Here is a 17162-nt window from a genome sequence, read left to right on the forward strand (position 1 = left end):
GCGCACCCTCGGCCGCCTGCACCCGGCAGGCGGCAGCGACCCTTCGAGTGGCTAGCCTTCGTCGGTCTTGAGTTCTTTTTCTATTTTCTGCAGTTCCTGGGCAAACGCCTGGTCGAGGATGCTTGCGCGTTTGCGCCAAGGCTTGCGTTCAGGGTCGGGCTGGGCGGCGTAAGTGGTGACCTCTCCGCCGTAAACTTCCTTGTAACGTTGTTCCTGGCGCTCAAGTTCCGCGCGCAGTTCGTCTTTCGTCACAGTGCTACCTGTTGGTTGTGAATAAACTCTGGCGTTAACGCGTAAAAGCTGCGCAACAGCACAACTTGCACACGGCTACGCTGCCAGAGCGGCATAACTGTCGCAGCAACAGTAGGTTCAGAGTATGCATGCAGGAAGAATACTGATGTATTCAACCTTGCGGTAATTGCACCTGCCCTGCACCCAGTGAGTTCAGTCAGGCGCGGCTTGGATCCGAAGACCAACTGCCGGCGAGTGGGCACAGCACTTTATTATAGCTCGCACGTTACATAACGAAGTCAATCGGTATTCGCTGTTTGCTTATGACGGCGACCCCACCGTGTTTGTTACATCGGTATCGAGGTTCGGCCGGGGCAATTTCTTCAGGGGCAGGTGAGGCGAAAACCGAAGGAGAAAAAAACGGCCTCGCTTCGTGGGCAAGGCCGTGCCTGGGACTTCTACGGTGGGTACCTGACCAGTCTCTCCAAGAAGCCACATGGTGGCGGTAGAAAGGTATAAGCAATTGAGGGTGGCGGTCAATTGCGATTATCGGTCGTTGGTTCGATAATCGCCCCAGTGACCGTGTTGCCGAGGTGAACCATGACAGAAGAAATACCGCCCAAAGGGCCCGGGTTGAACGATCAGGTGCGCAGTTCGTTTGCGTCGCTGGCACCCCCCATCGTCGCTTCGCCGGCCAAGCGTATCCAGGCCTTCACCGGTGACCCCGACTTCATGACGTCGCTGGCCCGAGGGCTGGCTGTGGTCCAGGCGTTCCAGGAGCGCAAGCGCCACCTGACCATCGCGCAGATCAGCCACCGCACCGAAATTCCCCGCGCCGCCGTGCGCCGTTGCCTGCACACCTTGATAAAGCTGGGTTACGCCACCACCGACGGGCGTACGTATTCGTTATTGCCCAAAGTGCTGACCCTGGGGCATGCCTATTTATCGTCGACGCCGCTGGCGGTGTCGGCGCAGCCGTACCTGGACCGCATGAGCGACCAGTTGCACGAGGCCTGCAACATGGCCACCCTCGAAGGCGACGACATTCTTTACATTGCCCGTTCGGCGACGGTGCAGCGCCTGATTTCGGTCGACCTTTCGGTGGGGGGACGGCTGCCGGCCTATTGCACGTCGATGGGGCGAATCCTGTTGGCGGCCCTGGACGATGCCACCTTGCATGAATACCTGGAGCATGCCGACCTGCAAGCCAAGACCAGCCGTACCATTCATGACCCGGTAGCATTGCTTGAATGTCTGCAGCAGGTCCGCCAACAGGGCTGGTGCGTGGTCGACCAGGAGCTGGAGCAGGGCCTGCGCTCTATAGCTGTACCGGTCTACGATGCCTCCGGTCAGGTGCTGGCTGCGCTGAACGTCAGCACCCACGCGGGCCGGGTCAGCCGCAACGAGCTCGAGCAACGTTTCTTGCCCATCATGCTCGCGGCCAGCCGTGACTTGAGCGCCCAGCTGTTTGCCTGACACTGCACTTCCTGTTCGATAAACGCACACAGATGCGTTTATCGAATTGCGCCGATTCCGGCGTCTTATTAATGTCGCTCGCATCGGTCAGCCTGCCCTGACCGCCCATAATAATGAGCGAGAGGCGAATGCCCCCATGACTGATATCCCATCCAGGCACCGCCTGCAGCCGTTTCAGTACGCGCCGCGCGGCTGACCCGTACGCCTAACCGATCCTCTCCGTCTGTGCCGTTCACGCGCGCACCCGCACACCTGCGCGCTCCTACTGGATAAAAATAATGAACAGTCCCCACGCTGCTGTTGGAAACTGCCTTGATGTGCAGTTCTTCATCAATCAACAACCGCTGTCGCGCTATCAGTGGCGGGTGGTGATCCTGTGTTTTCTGATTGTTTTCCTTGATGGCCTGGACACGGCGGCAATGGGCTTTATTGCGCCAGCGCTGTCACAGGACTGGGGTATTGATCGCGCAAGCCTGGGCCCGGTGATGAGCGCCGCGCTGATCGGCATGGTGTTCGGCGCCCTGGGCTCCGGGCCACTGGCTGACCGCTTTGGCCGCAAAGTGGTGTTGGTGGGGGCGGTTGTACTGTTCGGCGCCTTCAGCCTGGCATCGGCCTACAGCACCAACGTCGACCAGTTGCTGGTGCTGCGTTTTCTGACCGGCCTGGGCCTGGGCGCAGGCATGCCCAATGCCACGACGCTGCTGTCCGAATACACGCCTGAGCGGCACAAGTCGCTGCTGGTGACCAGCATGTTCTGCGGCTTCAACCTGGGGATGGCCGGTGGCGGCTTCATCTCGGCCAAGCTGATCCCGACCTTCGGCTGGCACAGCCTGCTGCTGATCGGTGGTGTGCTGCCGCTGATCCTGGCCGTGGTACTGCTGTTCTGGTTGCCCGAGTCGGCACGCTACCTGGTGGTGCGTAACCGCGGCACCGACAAAGTGCGCAAGACCCTAGCCCCTATCGAGCCTTCCATTGTCGGCCAGGCGTCGAGTTTCAGCGTGCCGGAACAGAAAACCGTCAAGGCGCGCAACGTGTTTGCGGTGATCTTCTCGGGTACCTACAGCGTCGGCACGTTGCTGCTGTGGCTGACCTACTTCATGGGCCTGGTGATCGTGTACCTGCTGACCAGCTGGCTGCCGACCCTGATGCGCGACAGCGGCGCGAGCATGGAACAGGCTGCCTTCATTGGTGCTCTGTTCCAGTTCGGCGGAGTACTCAGTGCCGTTGCCGTGGGCTGGGCAATGGACCGTTACAACCCGCACAAGGTTATTGGCACTTTCTATCTGTTGGCCGGGGTGTTTGCCTACGCGGTCGGGCAGAGCCTCGGCAACATCACCTTGCTGGCGACCCTGGTGCTGATTGCCGGCATGTGCGTGAACGGTGCGCAGTCGGCCATGCCATCGCTGGCTGCGCGTTTTTATCCGACCCAAGGCCGGGCCACGGGTGTTTCGTGGATGCTGGGCATCGGTCGCTTCGGCGCCATCCTCGGTGCCTGGATGGGCGCCACCTTGCTGGGCCTGGGCTGGAACTTCGAGCAGGTGCTCACCGCGCTGGTGATCCCGGCAGGCGTTGCCACCGTGGCAGTGATCATCAAGGGCGTAGTCAGCCACGCCGACGCCACGTAGGAGCGGGTCATACAACTTGTTCGATAATCGAACGGTTAGTCGATTATCGGATTGTGCCGGCCAAAGCCCCACCGTAATCTGAATTCATACCGGCGCCACCCAAGGCGCCTTGCACACCGACCTCGACTCAGCATATCCAGGAGTCTGCAATGGCTGAAATCCTCTCGCTCCACGACGCCGTGAAGCAGTTCGTCCACGACGGTGACAGCGTCGCCCTCGAAGGCTTCACCCACTTGATTCCAACCGCCGCCGGGCATGAAATCATTCGTCAGGGCAAGAAAGAGCTGACCCTGGTACGCATGACGCCTGACCTGATTTACGACCAGCTCATCGGCTCCGGTTGTGCTCGCAAGCTGATCTTCTCCTGGGGCGGCAACCCGGGTGTCGGCTCCCTGCACCGTCTGCGCGATGCTGTCGAGAAGCAGTGGCCGCAAGCCATGGAAATCGAAGAGCACAGCCACGCCGACCTGGCCAACGCCTACGTCGCTGGCGCTTCGGGCTTGCCGTTCGCGGTACTGCGTGCCTACGCAGGCTCCGATCTGCCCAAGGTCAACCCGCTGATCAAGAGCGTTACCTGCCCCTTCACTGGTGAAGTCCTGGCCGCCGTCCCTTCGGTTCGCCCGGATGTCACCGTGATCCACGCACAGAAGGCTGACCGCAAGGGCAACGTACTGCTCTGGGGCATCCTGGGTGTACAGAAGGAAGCGGCCCTGGCAGCCAAACGCTGCATCGTGACCGTCGAGGAAATCGTCGACGACCTGAACGCGCCGATGAACGCCTGTGTACTGCCTACCTGGGCACTGTCGGCGGTATGCCTGGTACCAGGCGGTGCTCACCCGTCCTACGCCCATGGCTACTACGAGCGTGACAACCGTTTCTACCAGGCCTGGGACCCGATTGCTCGCAACCGTGAGACCTTCACCGCCTGGATCGACGAATACATTCGCGGCACCGCCGACTTCAACGAATTCAAGGCAAAACTGGCCAGCGCTTCGGAGGCTGCACAATGAGCTACTCCACCAATGAAATGATGACCGTCGCCGCAGCCCGTCGTCTGCGCAATGGTGCAGTGTGCTTCGTGGGCATCGGCCTGCCTTCCAAGGCCGCGAACCTGGCCCGCCTGACCTCGTCGCCCGACGTGGTGCTGATCTACGAATCCGGCCCGATCGGTGCCAAGCCGAGCGTACTACCGCTGTCGATCGGTGACGGCGAGCTGGCCGAAACCGCCGACACCGTGGTGCCGACCGGCGAAATCTTCCGCTATTGGCTGCAGGGTGGCCGGATCGACGTGGGCTTCCTCGGCGCAGCCCAGGTCGACCGCTTCGGCAACATCAACACCACCGTGGTGGGTGACTACCACCAGCCAAAAGTGCGCCTGCCAGGTGCCGGTGGCGCGCCGGAAATCGCCGGTTCCGCCAAGCAGGTGCTGATCATCCTCAAGCAGTCCAATCGCGCTTTTGTCGACAAGCTCGACTTCATTACTTCGGTCGGCCACGGCGAGGGCGGCGATTCGCGCAAACGCCTGGGCCTGCCAGGCGAGGGGCCGGTCGGCATTATCACCGACTTGTGCATCATGGAGCCGGAAGCCGGCACCCACGAGTTCGTGGTGACTTCGATTCACCCGGGCGTGACCCGCGAGCAGATTATTGCCGCCACCGGTTGGGCCATTCGTTTCGCTGACGATGTGGCCACCACTGTCGAACCAAGCGAAGTCGAGCTTACCGCCCTGCGTGACCTGGAAGCGCGCACTGCCGCCGCCCACGGCCAAGCGCCAGGAGAAGCCTGATGCGTGACGTATTTATCTGCGATGCCATCCGCACGCCCATCGGCCGCTTTGGCGGTGCCCTGGCCGGTGTGCGCGCCGACGACCTGGCGGCCGTGCCGATCAAGGCCCTGATCGAGCGCAACCCGCAGGTGCAATGGGATCAGCTGGACGAAGTGTTCCTCGGCTGCGCCAACCAGGCCGGTGAAGACAACCGCAACGTCGCCCGCATGGCACTGCTGCTGGCCGGCCTGCCGGACAGCGTACCGGGCGTGACCCTCAACCGTCTCTGCGCCTCCGGCATGGATGCGGTGGGCACCGCGTTTCGCGCCATTGCCAGCGGCGAGATGGAGCTGGCGATTGCCGGCGGTGTCGAGTCGATGTCCCGTGCCCCGTTTGTCATGGGCAAGGCTGACAGCGCCTATTCACGCAACATGAAACTGGAAGACACCACCATCGGCTGGCGCTTCATCAACCCGTTGATGAAAGCCCAGTACGGCGTCGATGCCATGCCGCAGACCGCCGACAACGTTGCCGACGACTACAAGGTCTCCCGCGCCGACCAGGATGCCTTCGCCCTGCGCAGCCAGCAACGCACTGCCGCTGCCCAGGCCGCAGGCTTCTTTGCCGAAGAGATCGTGCCGGTGCGTATCGCCCATAAAAAAGGCGAGACCATCGTCGAGCAGGACGAGCACCCACGTGCGGACACTACCCTCGAAGCACTGACCCGTCTCAAGCCGGTCAACGGCCCGGACAAAACGGTCACGGCCGGTAACGCCTCGGGCGTCAACGACGGTGCCGCCGCCCTGATCCTGGCGTCGGCCGAAGCGGTGAAAAAGCACGGCCTGACCCCTCGGGCCCGGGTTCTGGGCATGGCCAGCGCCGGCGTCGCCCCGCGCGTCATGGGCATCGGCCCGGTGCCTGCGGTGCGCAAGCTGACCGAGCGCCTGGGCGTGGCCGTCAGTGATTTCGATGTCATCGAACTCAACGAAGCCTTCGCCAGCCAGGGCCTGGCTGTGCTACGCGAACTGGGCCTGGCCGATGATGCACCGCAGGTCAATCCGAACGGCGGTGCCATCGCCTTGGGTCACCCGCTGGGCATGAGCGGTGCACGCTTGATCCTCACGGCTTTGCACCAATTGGAGCAGTCGGGTGGGCGCAAGGGCCTGGCGACCATGTGTGTAGGTGTAGGGCAGGGCCTGGCCCTGGCTATCGAGCGGGTGTAAACCAATGACCCCGGACAGGCGGCCCCCACGCAGGGTCGTGGGTCCGGGGTGATTGCTTGTGGAACAAGAGTGTTACTGGTTGTGTCTAGACTCCAGTAACCCTCCAAGAGTGAACTGTCATGACTTCAGCCTATTACACCGGTGAGGAACGCAGTAAGCGCATCTTCGCCATCGTCGGCGCCTCCTCGGGCAATCTTGTGGAATGGTTCGACTTCTACGTCTATGCCTTCTGTGCCATCTACTTTGCCCCGGCGTTCTTCCCCTCCGACGATCCGACGGTGCAACTGCTCAACACCGCCGGGGTATTCGCAGCCGGCTTTCTGATGCGCCCCATTGGTGGCTGGTTGTTCGGTCGCGTGGCCGACCGTCATGGCCGCAAGAATTCGATGATGATCTCGGTGCTGATGATGTGCGCCGGCTCTCTGGTCATCGCCTGCCTGCCGACCTACGCCTCGATCGGTGCCTGGGCGCCGGCGCTGCTGTTGCTGGCGCGCCTGTTCCAGGGCCTGTCGGTGGGCGGCGAATACGGCACCACGGCGACCTACATGAGTGAAGTGGCCCTGCGCGGCCAGCGCGGTTTCTTCGCCTCGTTCCAGTATGTGACCCTGATCGGCGGTCAGTTGCTGGCGGTACTGGTGGTGGTAATCCTCCAACAGTTGCTCAGCGAAGATGAACTGCGCGCCTGGGGCTGGCGCATTCCGTTCGTGGTTGGCGCTGTGGCCGCCGTGATCTCACTGCTGCTGCGCCGTTCGCTGGAAGAAACCAGCAGCGCAGAAACCCGTAACGACAAAGAGGCCGGCAGCATCAGCGGGCTGTTCCGCAACCACACGGCAGCCTTTATCACCGTGCTTGGCTACACCGCTGGCGGTTCGCTGATTTTCTACACGTTCACCACCTACATGCAGAAGTACCTGGTGAACACCGCTGGCATGAGCGCCAAGACCGCCAGCTTCATCATGACCGGCGCGCTGTTCCTGTACATGTGCATGCAGCCGCTGTTCGGCATGCTCTCCGACCGTATTGGCCGGCGTAATTCGATGCTCTGGTTCGGCGCCCTGGGCACCTTGTGCACGGTGCCGATCCTCATGACCCTGAAGACCGTCACCAGCCCGTTCCTGGCCTTCGTGCTGATCACCCTGGCGCTGTGCATCGTCAGTTTCTATACCTCCATCAGTGGCCTGGTCAAAGCCGAGATGTTCCCGCCGCAGGTGCGCGCGCTGGGCGTAGGCCTGGCCTATGCGGTGGCCAACGCCGTGTTTGGCGGTTCGGCTGAATACGTGGCGCTGGGGTTGAAATCCATGGGCCTGGAAAACACTTTTTACTGGTACGTTACCGCCATGATGGCGATCGCCTTCCTGTTCAGCCTGCGCTTGCCGAAACAGGCAGCCTACCTGCACCACGACCATTGACCTGTTGAAGGACTTGTAGATGAACCCGCGACCGGGCAATCAGCTGTTCGATGCCTACTTCACCGCAGTCGCCATGCGTGAAGTATTCAGTGACCGAGGCCGGGTGCAGGGCATGCTCGATTTCGAGGCTGCCCTGGCCCGGGCCGAAGCGGCCGTGGGGGTGATTCCGCAGGTTGCGGTGGCACCCATCGAGGCCGCCTGCCAGGCCGAGCACTATGACTATGCCGCGCTGGCCGAGGCCATCGGCATTGCCGGCAACTCGGCCATCCCGCTGGTCAAGGCACTGGGCAAGGTGATCGCCAGCGGAGTGCCCGAGGCCGAGCGCTATGTACACTTGGGCGCCACCAGCCAGGATGCGATGGACACCGGGTTGGTCCTGCAACTGCGTGCCGCCCTGGGCCTGATTGAAGACGACTTGCAGCGCCTGGCCGACGCCCTGGCGCATCAGGCCCAGGCCCATGCCGATACACCGTTGGCCGGACGTACCTGGTTGCAGCATGCAACGCCAGTCACCCTGGGCATGAAGATCGCTGGCTGGCTGGGCGCCTTGACCCGTCACCGCCAGCGTTTGCAGGAGCTCAAGCCACGCTTGCTGACACTGCAGTTCGGCGGCGCCTCCGGCACCCTGGCGGCACTGGGTGACAAAGCGCTGCCGGTGGCCGAAGCCCTGGCCCAGCAACTGGACCTGCAACTGCCCGAGCAACCCTGGCACACCCAGCGCGACCGCCTGGTGGAGTTCGCCTCGGTGCTGGGCCTGATCGCCGGCAGCTTGGGCAAGCTGGGTCGCGACATCAGCCTGCTGATGCAGACAGAAGCGGCGGAAGTGTTCGAACCGTCTGCACCGGGCAAGGGCGGATCCTCGACCATGCCGCACAAGCGCAACCCGGTGGGCGCTGCCGTATTGATCGGCGCTGCCACGCGAGTGCCGGGGCTGGTGTCGACGATGTTTGCCGCCATGCCTCAGGAGCACGAGCGCAGCCTGGGCTTGTGGCATGCCGAATGGGAGACCCTGCCGGAAATCTGCTGCCTGGTTTCCGGTGCGTTGCGCCAGGCGCAGATCATCGCCGATGGCCTGCAGGTGGATGCCGAACGCATGCGCCAGAACCTCGACCTGACCCAGGGCCTGGTGCTGGCCGAAGCGGTGAGCATCGTTTTGGCTCAACGCCTGGGCCGCGACAGCGCCCATCATTTGCTGGAACGCTGCTGCAAGCGCGCAGTGGCCGAGCAGCGACACCTGCGCGCCGTGCTCGGCGACGACCCACAGGTGAGCGCCGAACTTTCACCCGACGAACTCGATCGTCTGCTCGACCCCGCCCACTACCTTGGCCAGGCTCGCGCCTGGGTCGAGCGGGCGCTGGCCGAACATCACCGTTTCAATGCCTGAAGGAGGCTGCAGTGGCACAGGTACAACTCGCCGATGGCGCACTCAACTACCAACTCGACGGGCCTGAAGGCGCGCCGGTGCTGGTGCTGTCCAACTCGCTGGGCACCGACCTGCACATGTGGGACACCCAGGTGCCGGCCTTTACCGCGCACTTTCGTGTGCTGCGCTACGACACCCGTGGCCATGGCGGTTCGCTGGTGACCGATGGACCGTACAGCATCGAGCAACTGGGCCAGGATGTACTGGCGCTGCTCGACGCGCTGAAGATCGAACGCGCGCATTTCTGCGGCTTGTCCATGGGCGGGCTGATCGGTCAGTGGCTGGGCATCAATGCCGGCGAGCGCTTGAATCGCCTGGTCGTTTGCAACACCGCCGCCAAGATCGGCTCGCCAGATACCTGGAACCCGCGTATTGAAATGGTCCTGCGTGATCGCCAGGCGGCGATGGTCGGTTTGCGCGATGCCTCGATCGAGCGCTGGTTCACCCCGGGCTATTCCTCGACCAATCCGGATCAGGCCAAACGCATCACCGACATGCTCGCCGCCACCTCGCCAGAAGGCTATGCGGCCAACTGCGGTGCAGTGCGCGATGCCGATTTTCGCGATCAACTGGGCGAAATCAAGGTGCCGTTGCTGGTGGTGTCGGGCAGTCATGACGCGGTCACGCCGCCGTCGGGCGGGCTGTTCATCCAGGAGAACGTGGAGGGTGCCGAGTACGCTGAATTCCATGCCGCGCACTTGTCCAACGTCGAAGTGGGCGAGCCGTTCAGCCGCCGTGTGATCGACTTTCTGCTGGCCCGCTGAGGAGCATCCCGTGGACGAGAAACAACGCTACGAAGAGGGTATGAAGGTGCGTCGTGCGGTACTGGGCGATGCCCATGTCGATCGCAGCCTGAGCAACCTCACCGCGTTCAACGGTGAGTTCCAGGAGATGATCACCCGTCATGCCTGGGGCGATATCTGGACCCGCCCGGGTTTGTCGCGGCATACGCGCAGCCTGATCACCATCGCCATGCTGATCGGCATGAACCGCAACGAGGAGCTCAAGCTGCACTTGCGCGCGGCCGCCAACAACGGCGTAACCCGCGAAGAGATCAAGGAAGTGCTGATGCAGAGCGCAATCTACTGCGGTATTCCGGCGGCCAATGCCACCTTCCACCTGGCGGAGTCGGTGTGGGATGAGTTGGGGGTTGAGTCGCGGGGCTGAGGCCATCGCGGGGCAGGCCCGCGCCTACCGGCTGGTAGGCGCGGGCTGTCAAACCACAGGCCCGGCATTGCGCTCCACAGCCTGCTTCAATTCAGGGCACAGCCCCAGCAAGAATGCCAGTTCCGCCACCACGAACAACGGCCCGATGATCAGCCCGCTGACATCATCGACAAAGGCCGGTTTGCGCCCTTCGTAGTAATGCCCTACAAACTGGATCACCCAGCCCACCACAAACAATCCGAGCCCCGCACTGAGCCACACCAGCGTGCTCTGCACGGCCAGGGCCTGCCCGGCCCACAGGCACAAGCCCAGCAGCAAGGCCATGATCAGGCCGAAGCGTTGGTCCAGGCGCAGGTAATACCAGGCCGATGCCAATGCCAGCAGCAAGGCGGGCGACAGCCACATGCCCGCGATGGCGACCCCTGGGCGCGACAGCAGCACCGTGACCGCCACCACGATCATCGGGATACCGACAAAGTGGGTGACGATGTTGCGTGTATCCCGGTGGTAGGCGGCGTATTGGCTGAGGTGTTCGACCAGGGTTTTCATTATTGTTCCTCCTGTTGGGAGTGGGCAGGCCTCACTCCCCTCAGGATAGCCTGCCAGCTAGTCCGGCTGGAACGGTGACTCGCTGAGGATCACTCCGGTTTCTTCGACGTATTTCTGCCACTCGCCCAGCAGCGCTTGCAGCTTGGCCGGTTGGGCCTGCGCCAGGTCGTCGATTTCGCCCGGGTCTCTGGCCAGATCATACAGTTGCCAGGTGGCCGGCCCCACCGGGCCGGGAATGTACACGGCCTTCCATTGGCCCTGGCGAATGGCCCGGCGGCCGAACAGCTCCCAGCCGGTCACGGTGTTTTCGTCATGCACCTGCTCGGTTTCACCCGACAGGTAGCCCAGCCACGATTTGCCGCGCAATGGGGCAACGTCACGACCACGCCAGCGTTTCCCGGGGTGACGTACACCGGCGAGGTCCAGCAGGGTCGGGGTAATGTCCATCACCGTGCTGAACTGATGGCTGATCTGCCCTTGGCGCGCCAGGGCCGGGTAATGCACCAGTGCCGGTACCCGAATCCCCCCTTCGCTGGTGAAGGCCTTGAACAGCCGCGAAGGCGCCGTGGCCGCCTGCGCCCACTGCGGGCCATACCAGACGTAGGAGTTGGCGCGACCGATGTTCTCCAGGCTGTTGTCGTAGTGCTGGTCCAGGTAGCTGGCCAGGTGCGGGCCGAACTTGGGGAAGGCTTCGAGCAGCGCCCCTTCGGCACCGTTGTCGGACATGAACAGCACCAGGGTGTTGTCCAACTGGCCCTGGTTGCGCAAATAGTCCAGTACCCGGCCGATGTTCCAGTCCATGCGCTCGACCATGGCCGCGTAGACCTCCATCGAGCGTGCCGATCGCCGACGCTGTTCGTCGTTGAGGCTTTGCCAGTGGTTGTCGACCGGGTGGGCGCGCGTGTCGGCAGCGATCAGGCCCAGTTGGCGGAGTTTTTCCAGGCGTTCCTGACGCAGCACTTCGGGGCCGGCGTCATAGCGCCCCTTGTAGCGAGCGACCACCTCGGCTGGCGCCTGCAGTGGCCAGTGCGGAGCCGAGAAGGGCAGGTAGGCGAAGAACGGCCGGCTTTGGTCGCGCTCCTTGAGGTACTCGAGCAGCTTGTCGCCGAAGGCGTCCGAGGAATAGAACCCTTCGGGCAGTTGCTCGACGAAGGTTTCGTCTTCGATGTACAGCGCAGGCGTGGACTTGAGCAGGCGCGGGGTCTGCTCGTCGTAGGTCGGCTCGAAGCCGTAGTGGTTGGCCGCGCCCGGCAGCAGGGCAAAGGATCGTTCGAAGCCGCGCGCATGGGGCGCCAGTTCCGCTTTCAGGCCCAGGTGCCACTTGCCGCTCATCAGCGTCTGGTAGCCGGCTTCGCGCAGCAGTTCCGGGAGGGCCACCACACGGTCGTTCAGATGGCCTTCGTAGCCGGGCTTGCCGATTAGCTCCGGGGTCAGGGCTTCGGCCATGGTACCGATGCCGGCGATATGGTGGTCGGTGCCGGTGAGCAGCATCGAACGGGTTGGCGAGCAGGTCGGCGCGGTATGGAAGTCAGTCAGGCGCAGGCCGGCGTTGGCCAGGGCATCGAGGTTCGGCGTGGCGATTTCGCCACCGAAGGCGCCGAGGTCGGAGAATCCCAGGTCATCGGCAACGATGACCAGAAAGTTGGGGCGTTGGCTCATGGTCGGTTCTCAGTAGGCAAGGTAGGAGAGGGGCAGGTTGTGGATCTGGACCGGCGCGGCCGGCAGGTAGCGGTCGTCGGCGGTGAGTTGGTGCAGCAGTGCTTCGCGCAGGCGATGGAATGCCAGGCTTGAGCGCTGGCGCGGGTGGGGCAGGTCGATGCTGTGGATCTGCTTGATGCGGCCGGGGCGCGGTTCGAGTACCACCACGCGATCGGCCAGGAACAGTGCTTCCTCGACGTCGTGGGTCACCAGCAGGGTGGTGATACGCGCCCGTTCGCGGATCGCCAGCAGCTCTTCCTGCATCTGCTGGCGGGTCAGGGCATCGAGGGCGCCGAAGGGTTCGTCGAGCAGCAGGATGCGCGGGCTGGCCACCAGGCCACGGGCAATCGCCACCCGTTGGGCCATGCCGCCAGAGAGTTGGTGCGGGTAGGCCTGGCTGAAGTCCTCAAGCCCGACCAGGGCGATGTAGTGGGTAATGCGTTGTTCACGCTGCGCTGTGCTCAAGGGTTCGTTGACCAGGCCCAGGGCGATGTTTTCCCGCACCGTCAGCCAGGGAAACAGGCGATGCTCCTGGAATACGATGCCGCGCTCGCGACCGATGCCGGTCAGCGGCTGGCCGTCGATCAGGATCTGCCCCTGATAGTCGTTGTCCAGGCCGATCAATAGGCGCAGCAGGGTGGATTTGCCACAGCCGCTGGCGCCGACGATGGCGACGAACTCGCCGTCGGCGATCTGCAGGTTGAAGTCGCGGATGGCTTCCAGCTCGCCGCCGGCCACCGCAAAGTGTTTACCGACCTGATTGAAGCTGACCAAAGGATGGGCAATGGCGTTCATGCTCGTCTCCAGCGTGTGGCACGCGATTCGATGTGTTGTCCGAGGGCGCCCAACAGTGCGCCGGTGAGGCCGACCAGAAGCATCCCGGCCATGATCAAGTCCATGCGCAACAACTGCTGGGCGCCGATCATCAGGCTGCCGATGCCGCCACCGGAGGGCATGAAGTATTCGGCGCCGATGGTGCCGAGCCAGGCATAGATCAAGCCCACGCGCAGGCCGGCGAAAATCCCCGGTGCCGCCCCTGGCAGCACCAGCTGCAGCAAGCGCTGGCGCAGGTTCAGGTGCAGCACCCGGGCGGCCTCATCCAGTTGCGCGGAGCGGTTGGCGACACTGCGCTGGGTAGCGATGAACAGGGGGAAGAAGGCGGCCAGCCCGACAAATACCCACTTGGCCAGCTCGCCCAGACCGAACCAGGCGGTGAGCAACGGCACCCAGGCAAAGATTGCGATCTGCCGAACCCCGGCCAGGGTAGGGCCGAGCACGCGTTCGGCAGGGTGCGACAACCCCAGCCACAGGCCCAGGACAAAGCCCAGGCCGCCGCCCAGCAGCAACCCGCCCAGGGCGCGGCCGACGCTGACCACCAGGGCTGAGCTGAGCGAGCCGTCGAGCACGCCGTACCAGGCGGTGGTCAGCACTTGCCAGGGGGCGACCAGGATCTGTGCATCAACCCACTGCAATTGGTTGGCCAACTGCCAGAGCAGCAACAACCCCAGGGGTAGCACCAGCGCATGCAGCCGCTCCGCGCCTTGCAGCTGTTGCCCCCGCAGTTGCGCCCCAGGCGGATGCGGCCAATGCACCAGGCGCCGATCCAACCAGCCCAGGCCACGGTCCATGGCATAGCCAAGCAGCCCGATCACCACGATGCAGACGAAGACGATATCGAGCATGAACAGCTGGCGCGCCCAAACCATCAGGTAGCCGATGCCTTCACTGGAGGCGAGCAGCTCGACTGCCAGCAACGAGGACCAGCCGGTGGCCAGCGCCAGGCGTACTCCGGCAAGAAAGGCGGGCAAGGCCGCCGGCAGGATCAGCCGGGTGATCAGCAGAGGTCCTGGCAGCCTGAGCACTGCCGCCGCCTCACGCAGGCGCGGCTGGGCGTCACGCACGCCAACTAGGGTATGCAGAGTGACTGGGACGATGATCGCTTTGACCAGCACCACTAGCTTGAGCAGCTCGCCAATGCCGAACAACACCATGAACAGCGGCACCCAGGCGAGGGTCGGGATCTGTGCCAGGGCGTTGAAAGTAGGCATTACCAGGCGCTCGGCGCGGCGGCTGAAACCCAGCCAGGCACCCAGCACCGCACCGCTGGTGACCCCAGCCACCAGGCCGAGCAGTAAGCGTTGCAGGCTGATTGCCAGGTGCGACCAGAGTTCGCCATGGGCCAGCTCCAGTGCGCTCTGCCAGACCAGGCTGGGCGCAGGCAGTATCTGCTCGCTCATCCAGTGGTTGCGGCTGGCCAGCCACCATAGCAGCGCCAGCCCCAATGGCAGGTACCAGGCCTGCAGCCGCGCCCAGGGCCATGTGCCGGCCCCGCTCGGTGGCGGAGCAGGTGTGCTCAACGAGGGGCTGGATAATGATGCTCGGGCCATGGCGGACCTCCGTGGATTGAAATTTGTATATTCCTTTCAGGTATACAATTATCAATATCAATGCGAATAACTCATAAGAATGTGCATTTAAAACAGCTGGAAAGCGCCGTATCCAATGCATTTGAAGCATATTTTTCGTGTGCCACAGGCATAGTTGGGTGCAAGCCCCGTGGCAGCCCTCTTATGCTAATTAATTATTAAATTGTAATTTAATAGTATTTATTTGCAGCTTCAGGATGTGGTTAGCGTGGCCGTACCACTACAAGGAGCGCGTGCCATGAACCTGTCGATCAACCGTGTTTTCAGTCTGTTTGCCGCCCCCGCCCTGGCTGCCGTGGTCGGATGGCTACCGCCGCTGGCCCAGGCCAGTGCCGTGCGGGAAATCCGCATTGCCGTGCCGGACCTGAGTGCGGGTACGCAAAATTCGGGGGGCGGAATCAGTGATGTGCTGCGCAACCAGCAGTTGCTGGAAAAGGCCTTTGCTGCCGACGGCATCACCATCCAGTGGAACTACTTCAAGGGCGCGGGCCCGGTGATCAACGAAGCCTTCGCCAACGGCCAGGTGGACTTTGCCTACCTGGGCGATCTGGCCGCCATCATCGGCAAGGCCAATGGCGTCGATACCCGCCTTTTGTCGGCTACCGGGCGCGGCATCAAGCACTACCTGGGCGTGGTGCCCGGCAGTGACATCAAGACCTTGCAGGATCTCAAGGGCAAGCGCGTGGCGATCTTCCGTGGCACTGCCAGCCAGCTGTCGTTCGATGCTGCCCTGGCCAGCCAGGGCTTGAGCGAGAAGGACCTGAAGGTGATCAACCTGGACTTCAACGCGGCCGTCGCCGCCCTGGCCGCCCGGCAGATCGATGCCACCTGGGGGCTGTCGGGGTTGACGGCCCTGCAGGCCCGCGGCCTTGCCGATCTGCCGCTCAACACCCGCGACCTGGGCGGTGCCGGCAGCATCCAGGCGGTGCTGGTGGGGGCGGGCGCCTTTGTCGATGCGCATCCCGAGCTGGTCCAGCGCCTGCTCGATGCCCAGCAGCAGGCTGTGCAATGGTTGAGCCACGAGGCCAACAAAGAGGCCTATATCCAGCTGGTATCAGGGTTGGCGAGTTATCCGAAAGTGATCCTCGAGCGTGACTTGCAGGATGAGCCACTCAAGCACACCTTCCGCTCGAGCCTGGACCAGCCGTTCCTCGATCAGTTGCAGGCATCGATCGACCTGGCCGCCGAGCAACGCTTGATCCGCAAGCCGTTCAAAGTTGCCCAGTGGCTGGCGCCCCAGGCTATCCGGCCAGCACCTGCAGCGCTGGCTGCTGATCGAGGCTGATCAGGGTGTCGATCATGGCCTTCGCTGCTGGCGACAGGCGATAACCGCTGCGGCTGACAATGCCGCAGCGGGCGTTGAGGCTATCCAGGTTGGCCGGCAGGTTGCGCCAGTGCAGGCGTATCAGGCGACCCTGCTGGATGTCGTCGGCAAAGGCTTCCTCGGTACCAATACCGATGGCATCACTGCCTAATACCCGGCGTACAAGGGTTGGCAGGTGCTCGGTTTGCAGTTGCGCAGTGAAGTCAGTCTTGCCGCTGAGATTGGCCAGGAGCTTGCGCACGCCGGGCGGGATCAGCGTGGTGGCCAAGGGGTAGTCGAACATGTCGTTGGTCGACAGGCTGTCCTTGGCCAGCAAGGGATGCCCCGGCCGGCAGAAAAACAGCCCGCGACGGGGGCTCAGCGGCAAGGTGTGGAAGTTGGGGTCGGCCTCGAACTGGCGGATGTCCGCGACGAAGAACTCGATTTCCTCACGGTTCAAGGCTCGGCTGAGCTTTTCCCAGTTATCGACTTCAAGGCTGGTACGCACCTTGGGGTGGGCGTCGAGAAACTGCGCCAGCGCCCGGGGCACCAGATGCTCGGCAGGTGCCGGGCCGCAGCCGAAGTGCAATTCGCCGGCGTCGAGTTTGGTCATCTGCAGGACTTCGCTGTTGAGCAAGGCTGCGCCCTGCACCAGGCGCAAGGCGTGCTGCAGTACCACCTGGCCTTCCGGGGTCGGGCGCAGGTCCTTGTTGCCGCGATCCACCAGTACACATCCGAACTCTTGCTCCAGGCCTTGGATGCTGCGGCTGAAGGCTGGCTGGGTGATGCCCATGGCGTCGGCCGCGCGGACAAAACTGCGGTGTTCGTTGAGGGCGATGAAGTAACGCAGTTGGCGAAGATCCATAT

16 protein-coding genes are annotated in these 17162 nt (G+C 63.2%); 10 read left to right on the plus strand and 6 right to left on the minus strand.

Features of this window, described 5'->3' with window-relative positions:
* Positions 1-51: 51 nt before the first annotated feature.
* Complete coding sequence (locus H621_RS0110515; protein ID WP_028943358.1) at positions 52-252, minus strand: hypothetical protein; 201 nt, start codon at positions 250-252, stop codon at positions 52-54.
* Between the two features lie 579 nt (positions 253-831).
* Here H621_RS0110515 and pcaR point away from each other — a divergent pair.
* From pcaR to pcaC, 9 genes are all read left to right on the plus strand, one after another.
* Positions 832-1707, plus strand: coding sequence for a pca regulon transcriptional regulator PcaR (gene pcaR, locus H621_RS0110520; RefSeq protein ID WP_209420936.1), 876 nt, complete (start codon positions 832-834; stop codon positions 1705-1707).
* A gap of 278 nt (positions 1708-1985) precedes the next feature.
* The gene (pcaK, locus tag H621_RS0110525) at positions 1986-3332 is read left to right on the plus strand and encodes a 4-hydroxybenzoate transporter PcaK (RefSeq protein ID WP_028943360.1); all 1347 of its coding nucleotides are present in this window, start codon (positions 1986-1988) and stop codon (positions 3330-3332) included.
* Between the two features lie 149 nt (positions 3333-3481).
* Positions 3482-4342, plus strand: coding sequence for a CoA transferase subunit A (locus H621_RS0110530; protein ID WP_028943361.1), 861 nt, complete (start codon positions 3482-3484; stop codon positions 4340-4342).
* Positions 4339-5118, plus strand: a complete 780-nt coding sequence (locus H621_RS0110535; protein ID WP_028943362.1) for a CoA-transferase subunit beta — start codon at positions 4339-4341, stop codon at positions 5116-5118. The genes H621_RS0110530 and H621_RS0110535 overlap by 4 nt, the downstream gene beginning before the upstream one ends.
* The gene (pcaF, locus tag H621_RS0110540; RefSeq protein WP_177431060.1) at positions 5115-6320 is read left to right on the plus strand and encodes a 3-oxoadipyl-CoA thiolase; all 1206 of its coding nucleotides are present in this window, start codon (positions 5115-5117) and stop codon (positions 6318-6320) included. The genes H621_RS0110535 and pcaF overlap by 4 nt, the downstream gene beginning before the upstream one ends.
* A 119-nt stretch (positions 6321-6439) precedes the next feature.
* The gene (locus H621_RS0110545) at positions 6440-7729 is read left to right on the plus strand and encodes an MFS family transporter (protein WP_028943364.1); all 1290 of its coding nucleotides are present in this window, start codon (positions 6440-6442) and stop codon (positions 7727-7729) included.
* A gap of 19 nt (positions 7730-7748) precedes the next feature.
* On the plus strand, positions 7749-9113 hold the full coding sequence (locus H621_RS0110550; RefSeq protein WP_028943365.1) for a 3-carboxy-cis,cis-muconate cycloisomerase: 1365 nt from the start codon (positions 7749-7751) through the stop codon (positions 9111-9113).
* An 11-nt stretch (positions 9114-9124) separates the two neighbouring features.
* Positions 9125-9916 (plus strand): 3-oxoadipate enol-lactonase, encoded by a 792-nt coding sequence (gene pcaD, locus H621_RS0110555; RefSeq protein WP_028943366.1) that lies wholly within the window; start codon positions 9125-9127, stop codon positions 9914-9916.
* 10 nt (positions 9917-9926) lie between these two features.
* Positions 9927-10319: a 4-carboxymuconolactone decarboxylase gene (gene pcaC, locus H621_RS0110560; RefSeq protein WP_028943367.1), complete on the plus strand. Its 393-nt coding sequence runs from the start codon at positions 9927-9929 to the stop codon at positions 10317-10319.
* 48 nt (positions 10320-10367) lie between these two features.
* Here the strand turns inward: pcaC and H621_RS0110565 are convergent, their stop codons facing one another.
* Genes H621_RS0110565 through H621_RS0110580 form a run of 4 tightly spaced genes read right to left on the minus strand, consistent with a single transcriptional unit; the run spans position 10368 to position 14953 of the window.
* On the minus strand, positions 10368-10868 hold the full coding sequence (locus tag H621_RS0110565) for an Mpo1 family 2-hydroxy fatty acid dioxygenase (protein WP_028943368.1): 501 nt from the start codon (positions 10866-10868) through the stop codon (positions 10368-10370).
* A gap of 57 nt (positions 10869-10925) precedes the next feature.
* A complete protein-coding gene (locus H621_RS0110570) occupies positions 10926-12527 on the minus strand; it encodes an arylsulfatase (protein ID WP_028943369.1) in 1602 nt (533 codons plus the stop codon).
* Positions 12528-12536: 9 nt separating this feature from the next.
* On the minus strand, positions 12537-13361 hold the full coding sequence (locus tag H621_RS0110575) for an ABC transporter ATP-binding protein (RefSeq protein WP_028943370.1): 825 nt from the start codon (positions 13359-13361) through the stop codon (positions 12537-12539).
* Positions 13358-14953, minus strand: coding sequence for an ABC transporter permease (locus H621_RS0110580; RefSeq protein WP_028943371.1), 1596 nt, complete (start codon positions 14951-14953; stop codon positions 13358-13360). Before H621_RS0110580 ends, H621_RS0110575 begins: the two co-directional genes overlap by 4 nt.
* Positions 14954-15230: 277 nt before the next feature.
* On the opposite strand from H621_RS0110580, the gene H621_RS0110585 reads away from it, so the two are divergent.
* A complete protein-coding gene (locus H621_RS0110585; RefSeq protein ID WP_028943372.1) occupies positions 15231-16277 on the plus strand; it encodes an ABC transporter substrate-binding protein in 1047 nt (348 codons plus the stop codon).
* Here H621_RS0110585 and H621_RS0110590 read toward each other — a convergent pair.
* A complete protein-coding gene (locus tag H621_RS0110590; protein ID WP_028943373.1) occupies positions 16234-17160 on the minus strand; it encodes a LysR family transcriptional regulator in 927 nt (308 codons plus the stop codon). The genes H621_RS0110585 and H621_RS0110590 overlap by 44 nt on opposite strands.
* Positions 17161-17162 lie beyond the last annotated feature (2 nt).

This window comes from Pseudomonas vranovensis DSM 16006 (assembly GCF_000425805.1).
Classification (GTDB): domain Bacteria; phylum Pseudomonadota; class Gammaproteobacteria; order Pseudomonadales; family Pseudomonadaceae; genus Aquipseudomonas; species Aquipseudomonas vranovensis.